The sequence below is a fragment of the Gallibacterium sp. ZY190522 genome (genome assembly GCF_054166015.1).
Genome location: NZ_CM135118.1, coordinates 363287 through 385627, shown reverse-complemented (window position 1 = coordinate 385627; position 22341 = coordinate 363287). Strand labels below are relative to the sequence as shown.

Sequence of the window (22341 nt, the reverse complement as noted above, 5' to 3'; positions counted from 1 at the left end):
ATTTATGAATCAACAACCCCAACAAAAGAAATTTTGGCTTAGTGATATTGATGAAATCCTCGCATCATTTTTCTTAGCATTAATCGTTCTACTTTCAGGCTACGGAGTTATTATGCGCTATTTTCTTAATTCGCCTAGTGCCTGGGTAGAAGAAATGTGTGTTGTGTTCTTTATTTGGTTTACATTTTTAGCATCAAGTGCCTTATGTAAAAATAATGAACTTATTCGCATTGATTTCCTGTTAAGCAAACTTCCTCACAAAATAGCAAACTTTATCGATGGCGTTATACAGCCTTGCATTATGATCTTTGCGTTAGTTTTTATGATCTATTTAGGATTCAAATTATTACCAATGTCCAAGGTGCGTTTTACACCAACACTACATATTTCTTATCTCGCTATTTATGCAATTATTCCAATTAGTGCCTGCTTTATGCTTTATTACGAGATCAGAAAGATTGTCTATTACTTCAGAATTAATCATAGGAGTAAATTATGAGCGTAGTTATCCCTATTACAATTTTGTTAATTCTTTTTGTTATAGGAACTCCTGTTGCATTTTGTATTTTCATTTCCACACTCTGCTATTTTTTGATGAGTGATCTACCAATGATTATGCTTATTCAACGTTTAGCCGGAGGTTTAGAGTCTGTCACTTTATTGGCAATACCATTCTTTATTATGGCAGGTGTTTTTATGAATCACACCGGTATTAGTGCAAGATTACTAAAATTTTGTGAAGTTCTAACCGGACATATGAATGGTGGATTAGCTCAAGTTAATGTGGCATTAAGTACATTAATGGGTGGTCTATCCGGCTCAAATATTGCCGATGCCGCAATGAATTCAAAACTGTTAGTGCCACAAATGGTTGCTCGTGGTTATAGTGCTTCATTTTCTGCCGCTGTTACCGCAGCTGGCTCACTAATTACTCCGATTATTCCGCCAGGTATTGCAATGATTATTTACGGCTATGTGAATAATGTATCTATTGGCAGATTATTCTTAGCCGGCATTATCCCAGGAACATTACTCTGCATTATGATGATGATTTTGGTCTCAATCATTTCTAAAAAAAGAGGATATTTACCAATTAGGGAAAAAAGAGCAAGCTGCAAAGAAATTGCACTCTCCGCTAAAGATGCTGTTCTCGCATTATTATTACCAATCATCATTATTGGCGGTATTAGAATGGGCGTTTTTACACCTACCGAAGCAGGTGCCGTTGCTGTCATTTATGCCATTATTTTAGGAACTTTAATCTATAGGAATATGGATATAAAACAACTTTGGTTGGCAACAAGAGAATCAGCTTTAGGTGCAGCCAATGTCTTATTGATTATTTGTATGGCTGTTGCTTTCTCTAAATTTTTAACTTGGGAACGTGTTCCTCAAGCATTAGCTCAATGGATGACAACTGTTGTTGATAGCCCAATTACATTCCTTATGTTAGTTAATATTTCATTGCTGATTTTAGGTATGTTTCTTGAAGGCAATGCCATTATGATCGTGCTTGCACCGTTACTTGCACCAATCGCCAACTCATATGGCATAGATCCTATTCATTTCGGTATCGTGTTTATTTTCAATGGTGCAATCGGAACCATCACACCGCCATTGGGCACAGTAATGTTTACTACTTGCTCCATCACAGAAGTACCAATCGAAAAATTTATTAAAGATGTCATTCCTTTTTGGGGACTGCTCATCTTTGAATTAATACTACTGACTTATATTCCATCTATCAGCATTTGGTTACCAAACCTTGTTTATGGAATTGCAAATTAATGAAGGACAATAAATTATGAAACAACTCAACCGTACAAACTTTCCGGGAAATCAATATCCAACAAAAATCATTCAATTTGGTGAAGGCAATTTCTTACGTGCTTTTATTGATTGGCAAATTGATTTATTAAATGAAAAAACTGATTTTAATAGCGGTGTAACCATTGTGCGTCCGATTAATACCGATTTTCCGCCGTCATTAAACACCCAAGACGGACTTTATACCACTATTATTCGTGGTTTAAATGAAAAAGGCGAAGCGGTAAAACAGGCGCGGATTATTCGTTCAGTTAATAATGAAATTAACCCTTATCAACAATTTGATGATTACCTTCAATTAGCACATAACCTTGATATTAAAGTAATTTTTTCTAATACCACTGAAGCCGGCATTAGCTATCACGAAGGTGATAAATTAACCGATCGCCCGGCACTAAGTTACCCGGCAAAATTAACGCAACTTCTCTATGAACGCTTCAAGGTAGTCAATGGCGACAAGAGCCAAGGTTTTATTTTATTGCCGTGTGAATTAATCGATTATAACGGCGTAGAATTAAAACGTCTGGTACTTCGTTATGCCCAAGAATGGCAACTACCAGCTCAATTTATCGATTGGCTAGAACAGGCGAATACGTTCTGCTCCACTTTGGTCGATCGTATTGTGACCGGTTATCCTCGTAATGAAGTGGAACAACTTACTGACGAACTCGGTTATCAGGATCAATTCTTAGATACCGCCGAATATTTTTATCTGTTTGTCATTCAAGGTCCGAAATCTTTAGAAAAATTGTTCCGTCAGGATCAACTCAAATTAAATATCTTGGTTGTGGATGACATCAAACCTTATAAAGAACGCAAGGTCGCCATTTTAAACGGTGCGCATACATCATTAGTTCCGGTTGCATACCTTGCCGGCGTGGATTATGTCGGTGATGCAATGCAGGATCAACAACTACGCCAATTTGTGATCGATACTTTAGCGCAAGAAATTATACCGGTGCTCTCATTGCCACAAGACGAGTTGCAACATTTTGCCGATGCGGTCATCGGACGTTTCCAAAATCCGTTTATTCAGCACGCACTATTATCCATTTCCCTAAATAGTATGACCAAATATCGTACTCGTATTCTGCCACAATTATTAGCTTATCAGCAAAAATATCAAAAATTACCGGTGCGTTTAACCTTCGCTTTAGCGGCGTTGATTGCTTTTTATCGCGGTAAACGAGATCAACAAGCTATTCCATTGAAGGATGATCAAATTTGGTTGGATCATTTTGCAGATTGGTGGCAACAATGGCAGCAACAAACGCTCTCCACTAAACAGTTAGTGCAAAACGTCTTGAGCCAAACCGAACATTGGCAACAGGATTTAACTCAACTTCCTGACTTAGTGGACGATGTTACCGAAAAATTGGATGCTATTCTCGCAAAAGGAATGCGTAACGCATTATCACAATATTGTTAGGAGCGATTATGAAGCAGTTTATTCAAATTCAAGCTCAGGATAATGTTGCCGTTGCGCTACAAAATTTAAGTGCAGGCACTGTTATTCATCTTGCAGATAAGGAAATCAGACTAAAACAGGATATTCCGCGTGGACATAAATTTGCGGTAAAAGATATTGCCGCACAGGAAAACATTATCAAATATGGTTATCCCATTGGACACGCTACCTGTGCCATTACAAGCGGTGATTATGTGCATACGCATAATGTGAAAACCAATTTAAACGATATTAATGACTATAGCTATCAACCGAATTTTCCGGCGATTGACATTAATGAAGCGGATCGTGAAGTGCAGATCTATCGCCGTGCCAATGGTGACGTTGCCATTCGTAACGAACTTTGGATTATCCCGACTGTCGGTTGTGTGGTCGGCATCGCTAATCAAATTCGCCAACGATTTTTGCAACAAAATCCGGCTGATGACATTGATGGCGTATTCACCTTTTCTCACAGTTATGGTTGTTCACAACTTGGTGATGACCATCAAAACACCAAAGTGATGTTACAAAATATGGTTAAACATCCTAATGCCGGCGCCGTATTGGTGATCGGTCTTGGATGTGAAAATAACCAAATTGATGCCTTTCGGGAAACTTTGGGCGATTACGATCCTCAACGTGTGAAATTTATGGTATCGCAACATTTTGAAGATGAGGTAGAAGCCGGATTGGAATTATTGCAGCAACTCTATCAACAAATGCGCAATGATCGCCGCCAAGCAGGGAAATTAAGCGAAGTGAAATTCGGTTTAGAATGTGGCGGTTCTGATGGTTTGTCCGGTATTACTGCCAACCCTTTGTTAGGCAACTTTTCTGATTACTTAACCACTCACGGCGGAACGACCGTATTGACCGAAGTGCCGGAAATGTTTGGTGCAGAACGCATTTTGATGAGCCACTGCCGCGACCAACAAACTTTCGATAAAACGGTTGCAATGGTAAACGGCTTTAAACACTATTTTATCTCCCATCATCAACCGATTTATGAAAATCCTTCTCCGGGAAATAAATCAGGTGGCATTACCACATTGGAAGATAAATCGCTCGGCTGCACCCAAAAAGCCGGTCATAGCCAAGTGGTCGATGTGTTGAAATATGGTGAACGCCTCTGCAAAGCCGGTTTAAATCTATTAACGGCGCCGGGGAACGATGCGGTTGCCACCAGTGCGTTGGCAGCCGCCGGCTGTCATATGGTGTTGTTCACCACCGGTCGCGGCACACCATACGGCGGCTTTGTACCAACAATGAAAATTGCCACTAACAGTGAATTAGCACAACGCAAACGCAACTGGATCGACTTCAATGCCGGACGTTTAGTTGAAGATGTTGATATGAGCCAGTTATTGGACGATTTTATCAACAATGTAGTTGAAATCGTGAACGGCAAACCGACTAAAAACGAAATCAATCAATTCAGAGAGTTAGCAATCTTTAAGAGTGGCGTAACCTTGTAGAAAATACTTCACAAACAACCCAATACAAAAACGGCATAACCTACATTTTGTGTAAGTTATGCCGCATTTTTAATGGTGGTTCACGATTAAATATCTAAATTCGCGTGCAATGCATTGGTTTCAATGAAATCACGGCGCGGTTCAACTTCATCTCCCATTAAAGTGGTGAAGATTTGATCTGCTGCCACTGCATCACGAATGGACACTTTTAACATACGACGTGCTTCCGGATCCATTGTGGTTTCCCATAACTGTTCCGGATTCATTTCACCCAATCCTTTATAACGTTGTACAGACAAACCACGACGAGATTCTTTCACTAACCAGTCAATTGCTTGTTCAAATGAAGTAATGTTAAAACGACGTTCACCACGAGTAACATATGCTCCATCTTCAATCAGGTTGCGTAATTGATGACCAAGTTTCAATAATAATGCATATTCACTGCCTTCGATAAAGTGGAAATCCAAGGCGTAATCGGTATCAATGCCGTGAGTACGCACAGTGATCACCGGTTCATATAAATGACGTTCTGCATTGTATTGTACTTTCGCAGAATAATGGGTACCGTGCTGTTCTTTGCGAGCCAAGGTTGCCACCAATGTATCCACCCAGCTTTTCACGGCTTCCTCTTGCTGCATTAGTGCCGGTGTTAAATCATCCTGATAAATCAACTCGCGCAAAATTGCTGCCGGATAACGGCGAGATACTCGGTTAATCATTTTATTTACACGGTTATATTCTGCGACCAAATTCTCCAACGGCAAACCTTGCATTGCCGGTGCGGTCGGATTGACATATAACGCCGCTCCATCCAACGCAATCGCCAATTCATATTGGGTCATTGCATCGTCATCTTTAATATATTGTTCCTGTTTACCTTTCTTCACTTTGTAAAGTGGCGGTTGAGCAATATAAACGTGTCCACGTTCGATCAACTCCGGCATTTGACGATAGAAGAAAGTTAATAACAAGGTACGAATATGTGAGCCGTCCACATCCGCATCGGTCATAATAATAATGCTGTGGTAACGCAATTTGTCCGGATTATACTCATCACGTCCAATGCCACAGCCCAATGCGGTAATCAATGCCGCCACTTCTTGAGAAGAGAGCATTCTGTCAAAACGGGCCTTTTCAACATTTAATATTTTTCCTTTTAGCGGCAAAATCGCCTGATTTTTACGATTACGTCCCTGTTTAGCAGAACCGCCGGCGGAATCCCCTTCCACAATGTAGAGTTCTGACAATGCCGGATCACGTTCCTGACAATCCGCCAATTTACCCGGCAAACCACCTAAATCCAATGCTCCTTTACGGCGAGTCATCTCTCTAGCTTTACGTGCTGCTTCTCTTGCACGAGCCGCATCAATAATTTTACCGACAATAATTTTGGCATCGTTCGGATTTTCCAATAAATATTCCTGCAAACGCTCACCAACTGCAGATTCCACTACACTTTTCACTTCAGAAGAAACCAGTTTATCTTTGGTTTGTGATGAAAATTTAGGATCCGGTACTTTAACGGACACAATCGCCACCAAGCCTTCACGCGCATCATCACCTGCCATCGCCACTTTCGATTTTTTGTTATATCCCTCTTTTTCCATATAGTTATTAAGGGTACGGGTCATCGCTGCACGGAAACCGGCTAAGTGAGTTCCGCCATCACGTTGTGGAATATTGTTAGTGAAACAGTATAAATTCTCTTGGAAACCGTCATTCCACTGCAAAGCCACTTCCACACCGATGCCATCTTTCTCAGTGTTAAGATAGAACGGTTTGCTATGAATTGGATTTTTATTTTTGTTTAAATATTCCACAAACGCTTGAATTCCACCTTCATAATGAAAGTGATCGGAACGGTTGGTGCGTAAATCAATTAAACGAATAGATACGCCTGAATTCAAAAAAGAAAGCTCACGCAAGCGTTTAGATAAGACCTCATATTGGAATTCAGTGTCGCTGAAAATAGACGGACTTGGCCAAAAACGCACAGTAGTTCCGGTTTTATCACTCTCACCGATAACTGCCAATGGTGCCTGTGGTTCTCCCAAACGATAAAATTGTTCGTGAACGTGTCCTTCACGGCGAATGGTTAGCTGTAACTTGTCGGAAAGTGCATTTACCACCGACACCCCTACGCCGTGCAAACCGCCTGAAACTTTATAAGAGTTGTCGTCAAATTTACCGCCGGCGTGCAATACGGTCATAATCACTTCCGCTGCTGAAACGCCCTCTTCTTCGTGAATGCCGACCGGAATACCACGCCCGTCATCCTGTACGGATACAGAATTATCTTCGTGAATAGTCACGATAATGTCTTTACAATAACCGGCTAAAGCTTCATCAATCGCATTATCAACGACCTCAAACACCATATGGTGTAAACCTGTACCATCATCGGTGTCGCCGATATACATACCCGGACGTTTACGCACCGCATCAAGCCCTTTTAAAACTTTAATACTTGATGAATCGTAAGAATTTGACGTTTGATTTGACATAATTATTATCTCTAGTTTTATTCAAAAAATTAGTCTGAATTATAGCAGAAAAGGGCTTTAAATCCTAGAACATACCGATTTTATCACCCTTGTTTTCTGGAGAAACAATGCCTTAACTCAGGCATTGCCGTGCAAATTGTTCGCTGGATTGATCTAACCAACTTCGATTATGGGATGGGGTTTGATTTTTCATATCTCGTAATGCATCATAAATTGCCTGTTCCAATGTCGGAATGTCAACTTGTTGCCAACAATTCAAACGTTGAAAATTGGTCTGTAAATCAGCTGCAAAAATAATGCCGCTGTAATAATCATAAATATAGGCATCAAAACCTTTACCTTGCTCATAAAGCTGATGTTTTAACTCTGAAATCGGCTGTTTATATTTACCATTAAACCAATCAATAACACCATGTACAAAAGAATCAACATTAAAATGTTGGTTTACTCGCCCATAGTAAGTCTGTTGTGTGGCCTGATAAACTGGTGCATAAGTGCTTTTTACGATCTGTTGCGATGGCAAATCAATCACTGGCTTTACTTCATTCTGCTGTACACAGGCAGCTAACAATAAAATTACTGTTATAAAAAATACTTTTTTCATTTTCTTATGTTTCCTTTGATATAAATCGCTAATATACCTCAAGCAACGGATGATAAATTTTACAATTCAGTGTTATAATCGCAACTTAATTCATCCTTATAACAACTTTTAATTATGAGTCGTCAGAAAAAAACAAGAAAAATCAGTGATTTAATGCCTGCACGTAAACAGGATAAAACCGATATTTCCAGCACTAAAAAAGGTAAAAAACCAACAAGATATGAGTTGGATAACAAAGCTTGGGAAGAAAAACGTAAGAAAAAACATAAAGGTCGTCCTTCTGGTAGCCGTTATGCTAACGCTGAAAAAGCGGATATTATTGCCGAAAATGTAAAAAAAGATCCACGTATCGGTAGCCGTAAGAAAATCCCATTAATTGTGGAAGAAGTGAATCACCAAGAGAACAGTTCCGCTGAACCAATCGAGATTGTTATTCGTCCGAAAAAAGAACGTTCCGCCGAACAGGAATTATTTGAGTTGGAAAATAACGAAATTCTGAATCAATTGCTTGATCAACTTGAAGCGGGAGCAAAACTTTCGAAGAAAGATCAAGAATTCGTTGAGCAATGTTTAGATCGTATTGACGAATTAATGGCAGAATTAGGTATTGAGCCGGAAGATGACGATGAGCAGGATCTTTACTATCAATTTGAAAAAATCAATATCAACCAATTTAAATAAATTACAATGAATATTTCAGTATTACTATTAATTGTCGGCTGTGTCATTATCATTGCAATGGCAAGCTATCTTGTTTGGTTACTGCTTGCCATTAAAAAGCAAAAACGCTTGTTACAGCAGGCTTATCAACAACGAATGAATCGATTGTTAGAAAGTATCGAAATTATCGCCAAAGCAATGTTGAGTGATGAATGCAATCATTCCGAGGGTGTGTTACGCTTAAAACCATTGTTAGAAGCTTATGGCAAAATTCAGCTGAATGCTTTCCCAGCGATGCAAGAACTCTACCTCACCGTTAAAGATATGCCTGTTAAGGAAGAACGCCAGGCATTAGATAAAAAAGAGAGAAGAAAGCTCGATCTCACAAGGGAAAGTAAAGAAGCAAAATTAGAAAAGCAAATTAAGTTGGAGTTGCCTCAATTACTTGAGGGTCTTAAATAATCATAATTAGTGGGTATTTATTATGTCAGAAATTTTATGGGATCATAATCTGATTCGAAAATATAACCAATCAGGGCCGCGCTATACTTCATATCCTACTGCGTTAGAGTTTAATGAAGTTTATAACAATGATGATTTTATTATGGCGGCAGAACGTTATCCAACGCGTCCATTATCATTATATATTCATATTCCTTTCTGTCATAAGCTTTGCTATTTCTGTGCGTGTAATAAAGTAATTACACGCCACCAACATAAAGCGGATATCTATTTGGATTACTTGGAAAAAGAGATCCGAACTCGTTCCTCTTTATTTGCTCAACGAACCGTTACTCAAATCCACTGGGGCGGTGGCACACCAACTTATTTAACTGAAGAGCAATCTGAACGTTTAATGTCAATGTTACATCGCTACTTTACTATTAATGAAAAAGCAGAAATCAGCATTGAAATGGATCCTCGTGAAATTGAACTTTCTATGTTGGATCACCTACGTAAAATCGGTTTCAACCGCATCAGTATGGGCGTGCAGGATTTTAACAAAGAGGTTCAAAAAGCAATAAATCGTGAGCAAGATGAGCAATTTATTTTTGATTTAATGCATCACGCGCGTGAACTGGGATTTCAATCTACCAATCTTGATTTGATTTACGGTTTACCGTTGCAGACCTTAGACAGCTTTATGTTTACCTTACAGAAAGTAATTGAATTGAACCCTGATCGCTTAAGCGTATTCAATTATGCACATTTGCCAACTCGTTTTGCTGGGCAGCATAAAATTAAACAGGAAATGCTACCTTCACCAGAAACAAAATTATCTATTCTGCAAAACACTATCGAATTTTTGACCAATTCAGGTTATAAATTCATCGGAATGGATCACTTTGCAAAACCGAATGATGAATTGGCTATTGCACAAGCGAATGGTGTTTTACATCGTAATTTCCAAGGTTATACCACTCAGGAAGAGTGCGATTTGTTGGGAATGGGCGTTTCTGCCATCAGCTTATTAGGTGACAGTTACGCACAAAACCAAAAAGAACTAAAAAGTTACTATGCCGACATTGAGACTCGCGGTATTGCATTAAATAAAGGCTTAGTGATGACACGTGAAGACTGTTTACGCCGTGATGTCATTAAAGCCTTAATCTGCAACTTCAAATTGAAATTTGCGGTTATCGAGCAACAATATCAAATCAACTTTAAGCAGCATTTTGCTGAAGATTTGGCTCTGCTTGCGCCTTTAGTTGAAGATGGATTACTTAGCATTGATGATGAAAGTATTACTGTTTCATCAAAAGGTCGTCTATTAATTCGTAACATCTGTATGTGTTTTGATACTTACTCTCGTCAGCAAGCGAAACGTCAGCAATTTTCACGTATTATTTAATCAAAAGGATTTCGGATGAATACTTTACAATTTATCGTTCAAACCGTTATTGGCATCTATATTTTTATTTTAGTCGCAAAAGTCTGGTTGCAATATTGCAAAGTTGACTTCTACAATCCGCTTTCGCAAACATTAGTTAAATTAACACAACCAGTGTTATTGCCGTTACGTAAGATCGTACCAATAAAATACGGCATTGATTTTGCAGCAGTTTTGGTTGCATTTATTCTAGGTGCAATCAAATTGCCTTTGCTTTATTTTGTGGTTTCCAGACATCTTTCCTTAGAACTGCCTTATGTGCTGTTATTAGGCGTGCTTTCTGTTGTTAAAGCGTGGGGGGAAATGATCTTTTGGGCAATCTTTTTACGAGCTATTTTAAGCTGGTTCAGTCGTGGCGGAAACCCGTTAGATTATGTGTTATATCAAATTAGTGAACCATTGCTTGCACCAATTCGCCGGATTTTACCTCGTACCGGAATGCTTGATTTTTCAGTAATGGTTTTAGGGATTATCCTTATTTTACTAAATAACATATTGTTCGATCTCTTCGGTCAACTTTGGATGATTGCATAATGGCAGTCAACCGCACTGAAAATGGGTTGTTGTTAAATATCATTCTTCAACCCAAAGCCGGCAAGGATCAAATTGTCGGCTTATATGGCGATGAATTGAAAATCACTATTACCGCACCGCCTATTGACGGCAAAGCCAATGCCCATTTGCTTAAATTTCTTAGCAAACAATTTAAAGTCGCCAAAACACAAATTGAATTACGCAAAGGCGAATTAAGCCGACATAAGCAGGTTTTTATTCCCTCTCCCGAACAAATTCCCCAGCCTATTCTGGATCTACTTGAATAGCACTCCGATTTTATTCAGATTCTTATCTGACCTACGGCGTTAGTTGTCATTATTCTCGCTTAAATCCGTACTGAAACAACGATCACAAGGATCGCTTTTTTTCAAAAAATTCTTTTCTTCTGCCACTATTTCACCATTAAAAATTTTATCTTTTTGAAGCCAACCCCTTGTTTTTTTTTTTTTTTTTTTAAACTAAGAAAGTTTTTGTTTACTAAAACAGTTTAGTAGCAAAACAAAGCTTTCATTGTATTTTTTATTAATTTCACAACACTTTTAACGGAGATTTCTATGCAAAAACTTCCTTTTAAACAAATTGCGCTTGTTACACTTTTTTCACTAGGTATTGTTGCTTGTGGGAGCTCCGGTGGTGGTAACAATTCATCAAGCGGTACTTATGCAATTGGTGATGTAAGATTTGAGAGAGATGGCGCAGGAGAACTCGTTGATGCAAGACATAAAATTGTTAATGCGTCGGAGAGTAATGCAAGCGTTTATAAACAAGTTTATGAAACACTCGTCAATCAAACAGGAGAAAATGCGTATCATCAATCCTATACTGCTTATGGATTACACAATATGGGAACATCTGATTCACCGGACTATCGTGTTGTTTTTGCAGCAAAAGATATACCTAATACCCTACCAACTAACTTAGATGCCAGTTATCAAGGAAAAGCTATTTTCACTGATCCAGAACAAGCAAATCAATTCTTAAGCGGTACAATGAATATGACCATTAAGGATGAGGGAATTACTGGAGCGTTTGACTTTGCTCAAAATGGAAAACTTACTATTGGCGGAGAAATTAACACTGAAGAAAATATGGCTGAAATCAGCAAAATGGGTAATGGGCGTGCTTTTAATATGTTCGGTGAAGTAAACGGTGATATTAAAGGTTATACCCTTAACGGTTATTTCTACGGTTCTGTTGCAGGTAAACAATATGAAGAGGTTGTGGGTGCAATAACCGGTAATTTAAAACAAGGAACGACACAGATTGAAGCGCAAGGCGTATTCGCTGGTAGCAAACAATAATATAACCAATCAATACACTTCATAAGAAGTGTATTGATTATTCTGTAACATTAATGTTTTATGACCATAATGAAAAATAAATTTCTCTTTCCTTTAATCCTTTTTTTATCATTCTCTGTTCAAGCAAATTCTGTTGTATCTACAGAAAATATGCCAAACACTAATATTGATTTTTGGCAAGAACAATTTAAAAATAATAAAGACCTTACTGAAAAAGGATTAAATCTTGCTATTCAACAAAGAGATTTTAATTTAATTAATACATTTTTATCTTTATATCTAACTTTTCCTAAACCGGATCAGTTCTTAGTTCTGTTCGCTGAAAGTCTTTTAGCTCAGAATGAACAAAACTATACCAAATCGATCAATTTATTACGACGAATCCTTGCTATCAATCCTAAATTAAATCCGGTACGGATCGAATTAGCCAAAGCTCTCTTTTTAAATCAACAAAATAATGAAGCACAAGCGCAATTTGAGCTTGTCAAATCAGATAATTTACCTCCGGCTCTTGAACAACTCATTGATTCATATCTTGAAGCAATTCAACGACGTAATCGTTGGTATAGTCAATTTAACGCCTATTATACCCAAACCGATAATGTCAATAACGTTTCTTCAGATATAAATATTGGGAATACAGGTTTTCGGAAAAATCCAAGTATGCTGCCTCAATCGGCACACGGTATTGCTTTTAGCAACAACATAGGAAAAGATTTCAATCTAATATCTACGCATTATCTTGCCTTAGGAAACTATCTTAATGGTAAATACTATTGGGATAATCACGATTATACTGATATTCAAGATCGCCTTAATCTAGGCTATAAATATAAAAATGCAGTTCAACAATTAGCAATTTTACCTTTTTATCAATGGCGATGGGTAGCTAATAAACGATATCAACAAAGTTATGGTATTTCCCTAGCGTGGTCGCATTGGCTAAATAATCATTTTCAATTATCTAACACACTTGAATACGCAAAAAATAAATATTCACAAACCAAAATATTAGATGGGAATAGCAAATCCATCTCCAGCACTTTATTTTGGTTACCGAAAAGCACTCAATTTATATATATAGGATTTGATGCACTGTGGGAAAATACACAAGAAAAGCAATATTCTCATCATACGCATAGCCTACGCTTAGGTTGGAAACAGGAATGGAAGCTTGGAATTTCTAGTCAGATAAATTTTTCTATTTCAAAACGTAAATATCATGATCAAGCTGTACTAGGGGGCATTTTACCGCTTAATAAAACGAGGAAAGATCATATCTATCAAGCTAACTTAACCCTATGGAAACGTGATTGGCAATGGTGGAATATTACACCGAAACTACAATTTAATTGGAAACAACAGGTAAGTAATATTCCGTCAATGTATTCTTATACAGATAAGAACATCAATCTGTTATTTGAAAAACAATTTTGATTAAATATTTGGAATTAAATATTTACCAAAATCTTCAATTAAAAATCACTATCTATTATCCACACTGCTTTTTAACCAATAAAAAAGCCTGATATCGAAAATATCAGGCTTACTCCAAAATTCCATCTCTCGCTTAGTGGTGATGATGCCCACCGCAGCCACAGCCACCGTGTCCACCTCCACAGCAGCCATCTTCATCATCGTGATGATGATGTCCTCCACAACACCCCTCACCTTCTTGATGTAAATGACCATGTGCAATCTCTTCTGCTGTAGCTTCACGCACAGAAACCACTTCAACAGTGAATAATAAAGTTTGACCGGCAAGCATATGGTTACCATCAACTACTACATCTTCATCCGTTACTTCAGTAATAACAACCGGTAATGGTCCGATGTCAGTGTCAGCAATAAAACGCATTCCCGCCTGTAACTCATCAACACCGTGGAACACATCTTTCGGCACACGTTGCACTAAATTGTCATTATATTCACCATAACCCTCTTGTGGTGATACTTTCACGTCAAATTTTTCACCAACTTCTTTGCCTTCCAATGCATTTTCTAAGCCGATAACAAGATTATTATGACCTTGTAAATAAAGTAACGGTTGATTCGCAGGTGCTTCATCTACTAACACACCATCTTCAGTACGAACTTGATATGCAATACCTACTACGTAATTTTTTGCAACTTTCATTAATTTCTCCAATTATTTAGGGATAAAGTGCGGATTGTAACGGAATTTCTACTTTTCCGATAGAGCAATAACAACATTTGCCTCAATCGATAATTGAGATTCCCCCGGTGTAAAACTAACAGCATTACCATCTTCCTGTATTTCAGCAACTTTAGCCATACGCAAAGGCGCTGCTCTCATCATATAATCAACATTATTTTGGTCGATATTCATATTAATAATTCGATATTGATTGTAATGTAATCCAGATTTGATTAATTCCGCCTGTTGCTGTACCTGTGTCAACAATGACTGCAATAACTTATCTCGTTGCTGTTTTTGCAATTCAGTAGAAACAAAAAATTTGGTTGACTGTACAAGGAAATCTTTCGGTAAATCCGAAACAAATTGTGCAATTTCACTAAAACTATTACTTTCTAACACTAAATTCGCTTTTAACGTCCAACTTGCCACTTTGCCTTTTTGATCATAATTAGCGTAACTTTGTCGTTGATTATTGGATAATTTAATATTTTTATATTGTTTTATTTTAGTGACCGCCTTTTCTACCCTCTCCTCAATTTCCTGAGAACTTTTCGCCGAAAGATGCTCTCCGGTGAGTTGAGTGCTGATAATTAACTGAACTTTATCTTGAGGAACAACCGTTTCAGCTGAAACCCTAAAACTGACTTTTAATGTTTCTTCACTATTAGTCGGCTCCGCTTTTACCGGCGAAGCTACCATCATTAAACAACAAACAAAACCTGAAAAATAGTGAATAAATGTTTTTTTCATATGACTCCTTTAGAAAATAACAAAACAATTAAAAAGCTAGTCTATTCGCTGTCAAACCAACCACGAATAAACTGAATAGATAAAAATAATGTTACTAACAATATGACATATAAGATATAGCTCAGAATTGGTTTTGAAGCAGTAGCATCCTGCGCAACCTCTTTAATCGAAACGACATTACTGAACTCATCAAACATTGTGATACGCCACCCATAATATTTTACTTCAACCAATTTACGCTCGTTAGCAAAGCCCTGAGCTTTAGCTTGCAAATTAGCTGAATCAAACTTGAAGTAGAAAGGAAACCCCCATCGAGTGTCTTCATTACGATACACCATCACTTTATCTGTTTTGGGGTCTTGTGTATAAATATAATAAACATCACGTGTCGGCCCATCTGCCGGATTAGATTTAGTAATCGGGCCATCCTTATCAACACGTTTGACTTCAACGCCCGTCACTTCTTTGATTGCATAACTTGGAAAGGTATAATTTACTCCTGCAGCCAAAATCAAATGCACACATAACGTAACCAATAGGAAAAACCAAAAGAAAAAACGGCGTAATGTAGAATGCTGAGCCATAATTATTTCCTCATTTCATAGATAACATTGCTTTATCCTAGCATATTATTGTGACAAATTAACGCCAAATAAGTTGCTAAAATTATTAGTAGTGATCTGGGCTAACTCTTCAACGGAAACACCTTTTAAGGTTGCAACATATTCACACACCTCTCTGACATAAGCAGGCTGATTTTGTTTACCACGATATGGCACCGGCGCAAGATAAGGGGAATCCGTTTCTACTAGAAGACGTTCAAGCGGCACGTGACGGATCACTTGGCGAATATCTTCTGCATTTCTGAAGGTGATAATACCGGAAACAGAAATATAAAAACCTAATGCTAATGCCTGCTCCGCAAACCATTGATTTTCTGTAAAACAGTGGATTACTCCACCACAACGTTCAGCGTGCTGTTCCTTCAATAAGCGAATGGTATCTTCTCCTGCAGAACGGGTATGAATAATCACCGGTTTCTTAAATTCATTAGCAATATCAATCTGCTGTGCGAAACAATCTTGTTGCTGCTGCTTATTATCCGCACTGTAATAGTAATCTAAACCGATCTCACCTACCGCCACCACTTCAGGCAAGGCAATAATCTCTCTCAATTTGGCGCTATCAAATACCTCTTCACCAATATCCAACGGATGTATACCACAAGAATAGGAAATATCATTACGATGCGATAACTGCTGTTGTAGCTGGTGAAAGCGAGAAATACCTACGCCAATTGCCAAGCAGTGTTTCACATCACGCTGTTTCGCTTTTTCCAACACCTCATCCACATTTTTATGTAAAGCTTCATAATCTAATGCGTCTAAATGACAATGGGAATCTACAATAAACATTTTTTAACCTTCAAATACCTGTTCTATCATTTTAATTAATCCATCTGTAATAATCAGTTCCTGATTTACACCATTAATCGACATTAAATCTGCGCGCATTTGCCGAACAATTAGCAATGCACGATAAATTTTCAATGTCGGTACTGCTTGCGCAAATGCGATAATCCCAGATTGCAAATCCCGACATAACCAATTTTGATCAATATGCAAACTACATTTCAAAGCATCCAACAAAAAAGCTTCTAGCCAATTAAGCTGTGTAACTGATTGTTCTGTTTCAAAATAGGGCAACAATATAAGTAAATTTTTATTGCGATAAAATTTCCAAAATTGTCGTAAAAAAGCGAGTCGTTGCGCAATTTCCCCTTTTTCTAAACTGATTTTAGCAGCGAATGGACGTTGATAATTCATCAACAAAGCTGTTTTCATTTGTTCAAGATCGGAAAAACCTTGCTGTTGCAACCAATCTATTCCTTGTTGCATTGTCGGTAATGGCAATGCCCATTGCTGACAACGACTCTGAATCGTTGCCAATACACGATGTTCAACATTAGTTTGCAAAATAAAATAGCAATCTTCTGTCGGCTCTTCTAATGTTTTCAACAATGCGTTAGCAGCAGCTTCCGTAAGCTGTTCTATTCCTTGTAAATAAACCACTTTTGATGTTTGCTGTTGACTGCGACGAGATAGCTTATCCGCCACTTCACGAATCGTATCAACGCTGATTTTTTTGCCTTCTTCACTATGAATAAAATAAAAATCGGGATGAGAATGATGCAAAAAAAGTTGACATTGACGACAATGCCCACAAGCTTCTTGTGGTTGTTTATCTTCACACAACAACCATTGAGCTAAGGCAAAACAAAATTGCTCAGCTCCATTATTATCGGCACTGCGAATTAACAGTGCGTGATGTCCGTAACCAGCTAAAAATGCTTGTATAATTTGTTGATAAATCGGAAATACCCAAGGTAAATCCACTATTTTTGTTGTTGAAACCATTGTGTAATTGCTTTTCTAAGTTGTTCATTTACCTTTGAAAAATCTAAATTGGCATTAATAGTAATACTCTTCTCATCATCATTAACCAGTTGCAAATAGCGTTGACGAGTACGTTGGAAAAAATCTATCTGCTGCTGTTCAATACGATCCAACTCACCTCGGCTACGCGCTCTTGCTAATCCGATTTCAGGCTCAACATCCAAATAGAGCGTTAAATCTGGTGTAAAATCACCTAGTACCGCTTTTTTTAAGGTCATCAACAAATTAATGTCCAAACCACGTCCACCACCTTGATAGGCTTGTGATGATAAATCGTGTCGATCACCAATGACCCATTTACCTTGTTCCAATGCTGGTTTAATCACATTTTCCACCAATTGAACTCGAGCAGCATAAAGCATCAATAATTCTGCTTTATCGGTAATAACTTCATCACCTTCGCCCTGCTTGATTAATTGACGTAATTTCTCCGCCAGTGGTGTGCCACCCGGTTCACGCGTAAATACGAACTCCTTTATACCTAGTTCTTTCAGTACAGCCACTACGGTCTCTCTTGCACTGGTTTTTCCCGCACCCTCCAAACCTTCCAGTACGATAAATTTTGCTATCATTCTTTATTTCCTTTCTGCGCTTTCCAATTTCGATACCAACGTAAATATTGCTGTACCGCACGATTATGTTCATTTAATGAACGACTAAATTTGTGTCCGCCACTACCGTCAGCAACAAAATAGAGATAATCTGTATCCGCCGGATTTGCCGCTGCTTCCAACGATGATTTATCCGGCATTGCAATCGGTGTAGGCGGTAAACCATCAATAACATAGGTATTATATGGCGTTGTTGCATTCAAATCCTGCTTACGGATATTGCCTTGATAATGTTCGCCCATTCCGTAAATCACGGTCGGATCAGTCTGCAATTTAATACCTCGTTTTAATCTATTTACAAAAACAGAGGCGATTTGTGGACGTTCCGACACAATAGAACTCTCTTTTTCAATAATTGAAGCTAAAATTAACAGCTCATATTCTGATTTTAACGGCAATGATTTATCTCGTTGTTCCCACGCCTGTTGCAATGTTTTTTGCATTTTATCTGCAGCGCGTTTTAACAGAGCAAGATCGGTTGAATTTGCAGTGTAATAATAGGTGTCAGGATAAAGCCAACCTTCAAGTTTACCTACTTTCACTGCCTCTTTCGGCAAGCCCAAAAGCTGATAAATTTCAGCTTCATTCTTATCTTTTAAATTGTGTTGAAGATACGGAGCTGCTGCCAAAGCTGCTTTCCACTGTTGAAATGTCGTTCCTTCCGGTAACGTTAAAGAAAATTGAACCTCTTTTCCACTGTGTATCAATGACAATAATTGCTCAAGATTATTGATATTCTTAAGAGAAAATGTACCGGCTTTCAAAGTATATTCCGGATGTAGCTTAAATAGATAAGGCAAACCCCAAATCTTTTTGTCGATCAAACCTTGCTGCAATAACAATTCGGAAAATTGCTTACTACTCGTCCCTTTCTCAATCGTTAATAACTGCTCCGGCTGATGTGAAATCGGTAATGTCAATAACTGAGTGAGATGACGATAAATCAATGTTGCCGCTACAGCTACACTAATGATTAAAACCAATAAAAAGATAAGAAATTTTTTCATTCGACTAAATAATGCTTTTAAAAAGGAGCTAAGTTTAGCATAAAATCATTTTGAATAAGACCAAGAGAACATTTAAAAAATAGCACACGCTAAGATGTGCTATTGAGAATCTATTTTTTTGCTGCCTGTAACGCTTGTAGAATATCCGATTTAATATCTTCAATATTCTCTAGACCAACTGAAAAACGTAATAAGCGGTTGCACACGCCACGCACAACTCTCTCCTCTTCAGGAATATCCATATGCGTTTGTGTTGCCGGATAAGTAATAAAACTTTCTGTACCGCCCAAACTCTCAGCAAAAGTAATTAATTTTAATGCTTTCAAAAACGGCACTACCCATTTTTCTTCACGCAAGCGGAAAGATAGCATTCCGCCTTTATTCGGATAAAGCACATCGGTAACATCATCCAAATCATTTAAAAATGCCGAGATTTGTCTCGCATTTTGTTGGTGGCGCTCAACACGTAACGATAGTGTTTTTAACCCCCTAATGGTTAAATAACAATCAAATGGAGCCAACACAGCACCAGCACCATTCTGCATATAATATAGGCGATCACAAAGCTCTTGCCCTTTTGCTACAATCAACCCAGCCAACACATCATTATGCCCAGCGATATATTTAGTTGCACTGTGAATAACAATATCCGCGCCGTGCTCAATCGGTCTAAACAATACAGGTGTTAAAAAAGTGTTATCCACAATCAGTAACAAATTATGTGCTTTTGCCAATTTAGCAATGGCGGAAACATCGCACTCTTCCATCAATGGATTGGATGGTGTTTCCACAAAAATCGCTTTTGTATTTGATGTAATTGCCGCTTCGATTGCTTCCAAAGAGGCTGTATTAACGTAAACCGGTTTAACTCCGTGATTATTTTTGTAACAAAAATCCAATAAACGATACGTACCACCATAAACATCACTAGAAATAATCCACTCATCCGGGCTGGTAAACAGGCTCATAATCAGTTGAATAGCCGCCATACCTGATGAACAGGCAAAACCACGATCGCCTTGCTCTAAACGTGCAATACCATCTTCCAATACTTGGCGAGTCGGATTTTTAGTTCTGATATAGTCGAAATTATCTTTGGCAATGCCTTTAATATCGGTATGACCAAATGCAGTTGAAAGATGAATCGGGGTTGCAACAGCGCCGGTTGTAGCATCAGTACGATTACCAAGCTGTACTAATAAGGTGTCTATTGATTGTTGTGCCATAATGATTCCTAACAAAATTTAAAATATTTTTATATCAAACTCATCATTCTTGCATAAACAGCTATGACAGAAAAGGGATTCTATGTAAATCATCAAATTATTCACATTTATGGGTAAAAAAACGGCATTAATTTTTAATCCTTAATTAATAAGTTTCTTTTTTCATCAATCAGACAAGAAATTAAAAATAATCGTTTGACAAAAAAATTCAATTCCGTAAAATGCGCCTCGTTGATTAGCGATGCTGTTAGCATAATTAATCTAAGCGGGAATAGCTCAGTTGGTAGAGCACGACCTTGCCAAGGTCGGGGTCGCGAGTTCGAGCCTCGTTTCCCGCTCCAATGCCCGGGTGGTGGAATCGGTAGACACAAGGGATTTAAAATCCCTCGGCTTTCGAGCTGTGCGAGTTCAAGTCTCGCCCCGGGCACCATTTAATAATAAGCGGGAATAGCTCAGTTGGTAGAGCACGACCTTGCCAAGGTCGGGGTCGCGAGTTCGAGCCTCGTTTCCCGCTCCAATAAATGGCGTGTTAGCAGAGAGGTTATGCACCGGATTGCAAATCCGTGGAGCTCGGTTCGATTCCGGGACACGCCTCCATAAAACATAAATATTCGCCCGGGTGGTGGAATCGGTAGACACAAGGGATTTAAAATCCCTCGGCTTTCGAGCTGTGCGAGTTCAAGTCTCGCCCCGGGCACCATTTATATCCTTTCAAATCAATATCTTATATTTTCCATTTATAACGTTACTTTATTAATTTTTCTCTTGGTGGCTGTTTGGTGGCTGTAAAACCAAAATTTTTTCTCGAAAAAATAGCTATTTTTTTGGTGGCTGTTTTGGTGGCTGTTGTGACAAAAATAGATGTCACATTTATCATTTTTTCACCAATTTTCCACGTAAAATCGCCCTTTTTCTTTATTCATCATAGCGATAGCTGAAAATTTACTTTATTTTTCATTTTGCCAAACTGAAAACTGCTGTAATTTACTGAAAAATTTCAGTTAAGATCATTTTAACGTGATCTGTTTCACTACAAGAATAACAAATAATATCTTTATTTCACCAACTGTTACAAAAAGAAAAAGCTGATATTCATTCGGATATCAGCTTTTCATCAATAAAAACTAACGACAGTCAGTGTATATTATTTATTTTCGCTTTTTAATTCTGCAGCCTTATCAGCTACTGCTTTTGCAGCATCTTCAACTTTCGCTGCCGCTGCATCTTTCGCATCAATTACAGCTTCTTTAGCTGCATCTACTTTTTCTGCTGTAGCCTGTTTTGCTTCTTCAACTTTCACTGCCGCTGCATCTTTTGCATCAATTACAGCTTCTTTAACCGCATCTACTTTTTCTGCTGTAGCCTGTTTTGCTTCTTCAACTTTCGCTGCCGCTGCATCTTTTGCATCAATTACAGCTTCTTTAGTCGCATCTACTTTTTCTGCTGTAGCCTGTTTTGCTTCCTCAACTTTCTCTGCTGCTGCATCTTTTACATCAATTACAGCTTCTTTAGTCGCATCTACTTTTTCTGCTGTGGCCTGTTTTGCTTCTTCAACTTTCGCTGCTGCTGCATCTTTCGCATCAATTACAGCTTCTTTAGTCGCATCTACTTTTTCTGCTGTAGCCTCTTTTGCTTCTTCAACTTTCGCTGTTGCTGCATCTTTTGCATCATTTACAGCTTCTTTAACATCATTTGCAGCTTGTTTTACATCTTCCACAGCTTTTGTAGCAACATTAGCCGCAGATTCTTTAGTATCTTTATCAAAACAACCTGTTAAAGCCAAAGAGGCACTTAAGACTAATGTAGCTAATAGTGTTTTTTTCATTACCAATTCCTTCTTGAGTTAATTACAGGGTAATC

At 38.1% G+C, this 22341-nt stretch carries 22 protein-coding genes and 5 tRNA genes; 16 read left to right on the top strand and 11 right to left on the bottom strand.

The window, feature by feature from the left end; all coding sequences use genetic code 11:
• Positions 1 to 4 precede the first annotated feature (4 nt).
• The 4 genes from ACXPAV_RS01755 to ACXPAV_RS01740 are packed head-to-tail and all read left to right on the top strand — an operon-like array spanning position 5 to position 4752.
• Complete coding sequence (locus ACXPAV_RS01755; RefSeq protein WP_018346132.1) at positions 5 to 499, top strand: TRAP transporter small permease; 495 nt, start codon at positions 5 to 7, stop codon at positions 497 to 499.
• Complete coding sequence (locus ACXPAV_RS01750) at positions 496 to 1788, top strand: TRAP transporter large permease (RefSeq protein ID WP_039090043.1); 1293 nt, start codon at positions 496 to 498, stop codon at positions 1786 to 1788. The genes ACXPAV_RS01755 and ACXPAV_RS01750 overlap by 4 nt, the downstream gene beginning before the upstream one ends.
• A gap of 16 nt (positions 1789 to 1804) precedes the next feature.
• On the top strand, positions 1805 to 3256 hold the full coding sequence (locus ACXPAV_RS01745) for a tagaturonate reductase (RefSeq protein ID WP_039162407.1): 1452 nt from the start codon (positions 1805 to 1807) through the stop codon (positions 3254 to 3256).
• Between the two features lie 8 nt (positions 3257 to 3264).
• Positions 3265 to 4752, top strand: a complete 1488-nt coding sequence (locus ACXPAV_RS01740) for a UxaA family hydrolase (protein WP_458003821.1) — start codon at positions 3265 to 3267, stop codon at positions 4750 to 4752.
• Positions 4753 to 4838: 86 nt separating this feature from the next.
• Here ACXPAV_RS01740 and gyrB read toward each other — a convergent pair whose 3' ends face one another.
• Positions 4839 to 7259 carry a DNA topoisomerase (ATP-hydrolyzing) subunit B gene (gene gyrB / locus ACXPAV_RS01735; RefSeq protein ID WP_458003820.1) on the bottom strand — a complete coding sequence of 807 codons (2421 nt, stop codon included), beginning with the start codon at positions 7257 to 7259 and terminating at the stop codon, positions 4839 to 4841.
• 112 nt (positions 7260 to 7371) lie between these two features.
• Positions 7372 to 7863 carry a hypothetical protein gene (locus ACXPAV_RS01730; RefSeq protein ID WP_458003819.1) on the bottom strand — a complete coding sequence of 164 codons (492 nt, stop codon included), beginning with the start codon at positions 7861 to 7863 and terminating at the stop codon, positions 7372 to 7374.
• Positions 7864 to 7977: 114 nt separating this feature from the next.
• Between ACXPAV_RS01730 and yihI the strand changes: the two genes are divergently transcribed.
• The 7 genes from yihI (at position 7978) to ACXPAV_RS01695 (ending at position 13707) form a co-directional block, all read left to right on the top strand.
• Positions 7978 to 8544, top strand: coding sequence for a Der GTPase-activating protein YihI (gene yihI / locus ACXPAV_RS01725; protein WP_458003818.1), 567 nt, complete (start codon positions 7978 to 7980; stop codon positions 8542 to 8544).
• Positions 8545 to 8550: 6 nt separating this feature from the next.
• Entirely contained in the window at positions 8551 to 8985 is a 435-nt protein-coding gene (locus ACXPAV_RS01720) for a DUF2489 domain-containing protein (RefSeq protein WP_039090055.1), read from the top strand.
• 22 nt (positions 8986 to 9007) lie between these two features.
• Positions 9008 to 10375: an oxygen-independent coproporphyrinogen III oxidase gene (hemN, locus tag ACXPAV_RS01715; RefSeq protein ID WP_458003817.1), complete on the top strand. Its 1368-nt coding sequence runs from the start codon at positions 9008 to 9010 to the stop codon at positions 10373 to 10375.
• 15 nt (positions 10376 to 10390) lie between these two features.
• Positions 10391 to 10948 carry a YggT family protein gene (locus tag ACXPAV_RS01710; protein ID WP_458003816.1) on the top strand — a complete coding sequence of 186 codons (558 nt, stop codon included), beginning with the start codon at positions 10391 to 10393 and terminating at the stop codon, positions 10946 to 10948.
• Positions 10948 to 11235 (top strand): DUF167 family protein YggU, encoded by a 288-nt coding sequence (gene yggU, locus ACXPAV_RS01705; protein WP_013745317.1) that lies wholly within the window; start codon positions 10948 to 10950, stop codon positions 11233 to 11235. The genes ACXPAV_RS01710 and yggU overlap by 1 nt, the downstream gene beginning before the upstream one ends.
• Positions 11236 to 11523: 288 nt before the next feature.
• Positions 11524 to 12270: a HupA family protein gene (locus ACXPAV_RS01700; protein WP_013745318.1), complete on the top strand. Its 747-nt coding sequence runs from the start codon at positions 11524 to 11526 to the stop codon at positions 12268 to 12270.
• Positions 12271 to 12339: 69 nt separating this feature from the next.
• Positions 12340 to 13707 (top strand): surface lipoprotein assembly modifier, encoded by a 1368-nt coding sequence (locus tag ACXPAV_RS01695; protein ID WP_458003815.1) that lies wholly within the window; start codon positions 12340 to 12342, stop codon positions 13705 to 13707.
• A gap of 133 nt (positions 13708 to 13840) precedes the next feature.
• Here the strand turns inward: ACXPAV_RS01695 and slyD are convergent, their stop codons facing one another.
• The 8 genes from slyD to ACXPAV_RS01655 form a co-directional block, all read right to left on the bottom strand.
• Positions 13841 to 14407 carry a peptidylprolyl isomerase gene (slyD, locus tag ACXPAV_RS01690; protein WP_039173660.1) on the bottom strand — a complete coding sequence of 189 codons (567 nt, stop codon included), beginning with the start codon at positions 14405 to 14407 and terminating at the stop codon, positions 13841 to 13843.
• Between the two features lie 48 nt (positions 14408 to 14455).
• Complete coding sequence (locus ACXPAV_RS01685; RefSeq protein WP_052119471.1) at positions 14456 to 15181, bottom strand: SIMPL domain-containing protein; 726 nt, start codon at positions 15179 to 15181, stop codon at positions 14456 to 14458.
• A 41-nt stretch (positions 15182 to 15222) separates the two neighbouring features.
• Positions 15223 to 15765 carry a DUF1523 family protein gene (locus tag ACXPAV_RS01680; protein ID WP_458003814.1) on the bottom strand — a complete coding sequence of 181 codons (543 nt, stop codon included), beginning with the start codon at positions 15763 to 15765 and terminating at the stop codon, positions 15223 to 15225.
• A gap of 45 nt (positions 15766 to 15810) precedes the next feature.
• Positions 15811 to 16596 (bottom strand): YchF/TatD family DNA exonuclease, encoded by a 786-nt coding sequence (locus ACXPAV_RS01675; protein WP_458003813.1) that lies wholly within the window; start codon positions 16594 to 16596, stop codon positions 15811 to 15813.
• A gap of 3 nt (positions 16597 to 16599) precedes the next feature.
• A complete protein-coding gene (gene holB / locus ACXPAV_RS01670) occupies positions 16600 to 17598 on the bottom strand; it encodes a DNA polymerase III subunit delta' (RefSeq protein WP_458003812.1) in 999 nt (332 codons plus the stop codon).
• Positions 17577 to 18209 (bottom strand): dTMP kinase, encoded by a 633-nt coding sequence (gene tmk, locus ACXPAV_RS01665; RefSeq protein ID WP_039173666.1) that lies wholly within the window; start codon positions 18207 to 18209, stop codon positions 17577 to 17579. Before tmk ends, holB begins: the two co-directional genes overlap by 22 nt.
• Positions 18206 to 19255, bottom strand: coding sequence for an endolytic transglycosylase MltG (mltG, locus tag ACXPAV_RS01660; protein WP_458003811.1), 1050 nt, complete (start codon positions 19253 to 19255; stop codon positions 18206 to 18208). The genes tmk and mltG overlap by 4 nt, the downstream gene beginning before the upstream one ends.
• A gap of 110 nt (positions 19256 to 19365) precedes the next feature.
• Positions 19366 to 20481: a methionine biosynthesis PLP-dependent protein gene (locus tag ACXPAV_RS01655; protein ID WP_458003810.1), complete on the bottom strand. Its 1116-nt coding sequence runs from the start codon at positions 20479 to 20481 to the stop codon at positions 19366 to 19368.
• A gap of 265 nt (positions 20482 to 20746) precedes the next feature.
• Here ACXPAV_RS01655 and ACXPAV_RS01650 point away from each other — a divergent pair.
• The 5 genes from ACXPAV_RS01650 to ACXPAV_RS01630 all read left to right on the top strand — a co-directional run bounded on the left by ACXPAV_RS01650 (position 20747) and on the right by ACXPAV_RS01630 (position 21181).
• Positions 20747 to 20822, top strand: a tRNA-Gly gene (locus ACXPAV_RS01650).
• A gap of 2 nt (positions 20823 to 20824) precedes the next feature.
• Positions 20825 to 20911 (top strand) — tRNA-Leu (locus tag ACXPAV_RS01645).
• Positions 20912 to 20922: 11 nt separating this feature from the next.
• Positions 20923 to 20998, top strand: a tRNA-Gly gene (locus tag ACXPAV_RS01640).
• 6 nt (positions 20999 to 21004) lie between these two features.
• A tRNA-Cys gene (locus ACXPAV_RS01635) sits at positions 21005 to 21078 on the top strand.
• 16 nt (positions 21079 to 21094) lie between these two features.
• Positions 21095 to 21181, top strand: a tRNA-Leu gene (locus tag ACXPAV_RS01630).
• Positions 21182 to 21625: 444 nt separating this feature from the next.
• On the opposite strand, the gene ACXPAV_RS01625 is transcribed toward ACXPAV_RS01630, so the two are convergent.
• Entirely contained in the window at positions 21626 to 22306 is a 681-nt protein-coding gene (locus ACXPAV_RS01625; protein ID WP_458003809.1) for a hypothetical protein, read from the bottom strand.
• Between the last annotated feature and the right edge of the window lie 35 nt (positions 22307 to 22341).

What these genes read in the sequence shown, in the direction of transcription:
- ACXPAV_RS01755 (WP_018346132.1), top strand. Translation starts at nt 5, where the DNA reads ATGAATCAACAACCCCAACAAAAGAAATTTTGGCTTAGTGATATTGAT.
- ACXPAV_RS01750 (WP_039090043.1), top strand. Translation starts at nt 496, where the DNA reads ATGAGCGTAGTTATCCCTATTACAATTTTGTTAATTCTTTTTGTTATA.
- ACXPAV_RS01745 (WP_039162407.1), top strand. Translation starts at nt 1,805, where the DNA reads ATGAAACAACTCAACCGTACAAACTTTCCGGGAAATCAATATCCAACA.
- ACXPAV_RS01740 (WP_458003821.1), top strand. Translation starts at nt 3,265, where the DNA reads ATGAAGCAGTTTATTCAAATTCAAGCTCAGGATAATGTTGCCGTTGCG.
- gyrB (WP_458003820.1), bottom strand. Translation starts at nt 7,259, where the DNA reads ATGTCAAATCAAACGTCAAATTCTTACGATTCATCAAGTATTAAAGTT.
- ACXPAV_RS01730 (WP_458003819.1), bottom strand. Translation starts at nt 7,863, where the DNA reads ATGAAAAAAGTATTTTTTATAACAGTAATTTTATTGTTAGCTGCCTGT.
- yihI (WP_458003818.1), top strand. Translation starts at nt 7,978, where the DNA reads ATGAGTCGTCAGAAAAAAACAAGAAAAATCAGTGATTTAATGCCTGCA.
- ACXPAV_RS01720 (WP_039090055.1), top strand. Translation starts at nt 8,551, where the DNA reads ATGAATATTTCAGTATTACTATTAATTGTCGGCTGTGTCATTATCATT.
- hemN (WP_458003817.1), top strand. Translation starts at nt 9,008, where the DNA reads ATGTCAGAAATTTTATGGGATCATAATCTGATTCGAAAATATAACCAA.
- ACXPAV_RS01710 (WP_458003816.1), top strand. Translation starts at nt 10,391, where the DNA reads ATGAATACTTTACAATTTATCGTTCAAACCGTTATTGGCATCTATATT.
- yggU (WP_013745317.1), top strand. Translation starts at nt 10,948, where the DNA reads ATGGCAGTCAACCGCACTGAAAATGGGTTGTTGTTAAATATCATTCTT.
- ACXPAV_RS01700 (WP_013745318.1), top strand. Translation starts at nt 11,524, where the DNA reads ATGCAAAAACTTCCTTTTAAACAAATTGCGCTTGTTACACTTTTTTCA.
- ACXPAV_RS01695 (WP_458003815.1), top strand. Translation starts at nt 12,340, where the DNA reads ATGAAAAATAAATTTCTCTTTCCTTTAATCCTTTTTTTATCATTCTCT.
- slyD (WP_039173660.1), bottom strand. Translation starts at nt 14,407, where the DNA reads ATGAAAGTTGCAAAAAATTACGTAGTAGGTATTGCATATCAAGTTCGT.
- ACXPAV_RS01685 (WP_052119471.1), bottom strand. Translation starts at nt 15,181, where the DNA reads ATGAAAAAAACATTTATTCACTATTTTTCAGGTTTTGTTTGTTGTTTA.
- ACXPAV_RS01680 (WP_458003814.1), bottom strand. Translation starts at nt 15,765, where the DNA reads ATGGCTCAGCATTCTACATTACGCCGTTTTTTCTTTTGGTTTTTCCTA.
- ACXPAV_RS01675 (WP_458003813.1), bottom strand. Translation starts at nt 16,596, where the DNA reads ATGTTTATTGTAGATTCCCATTGTCATTTAGACGCATTAGATTATGAA.
- holB (WP_458003812.1), bottom strand. Translation starts at nt 17,598, where the DNA reads ATGGTTTCAACAACAAAAATAGTGGATTTACCTTGGGTATTTCCGATT.
- tmk (WP_039173666.1), bottom strand. Translation starts at nt 18,209, where the DNA reads ATGATAGCAAAATTTATCGTACTGGAAGGTTTGGAGGGTGCGGGAAAA.
- mltG (WP_458003811.1), bottom strand. Translation starts at nt 19,255, where the DNA reads ATGAAAAAATTTCTTATCTTTTTATTGGTTTTAATCATTAGTGTAGCT.
- ACXPAV_RS01655 (WP_458003810.1), bottom strand. Translation starts at nt 20,481, where the DNA reads ATGGCACAACAATCAATAGACACCTTATTAGTACAGCTTGGTAATCGT.
- ACXPAV_RS01625 (WP_458003809.1), bottom strand. Translation starts at nt 22,306, where the DNA reads ATGAAAAAAACACTATTAGCTACATTAGTCTTAAGTGCCTCTTTGGCT.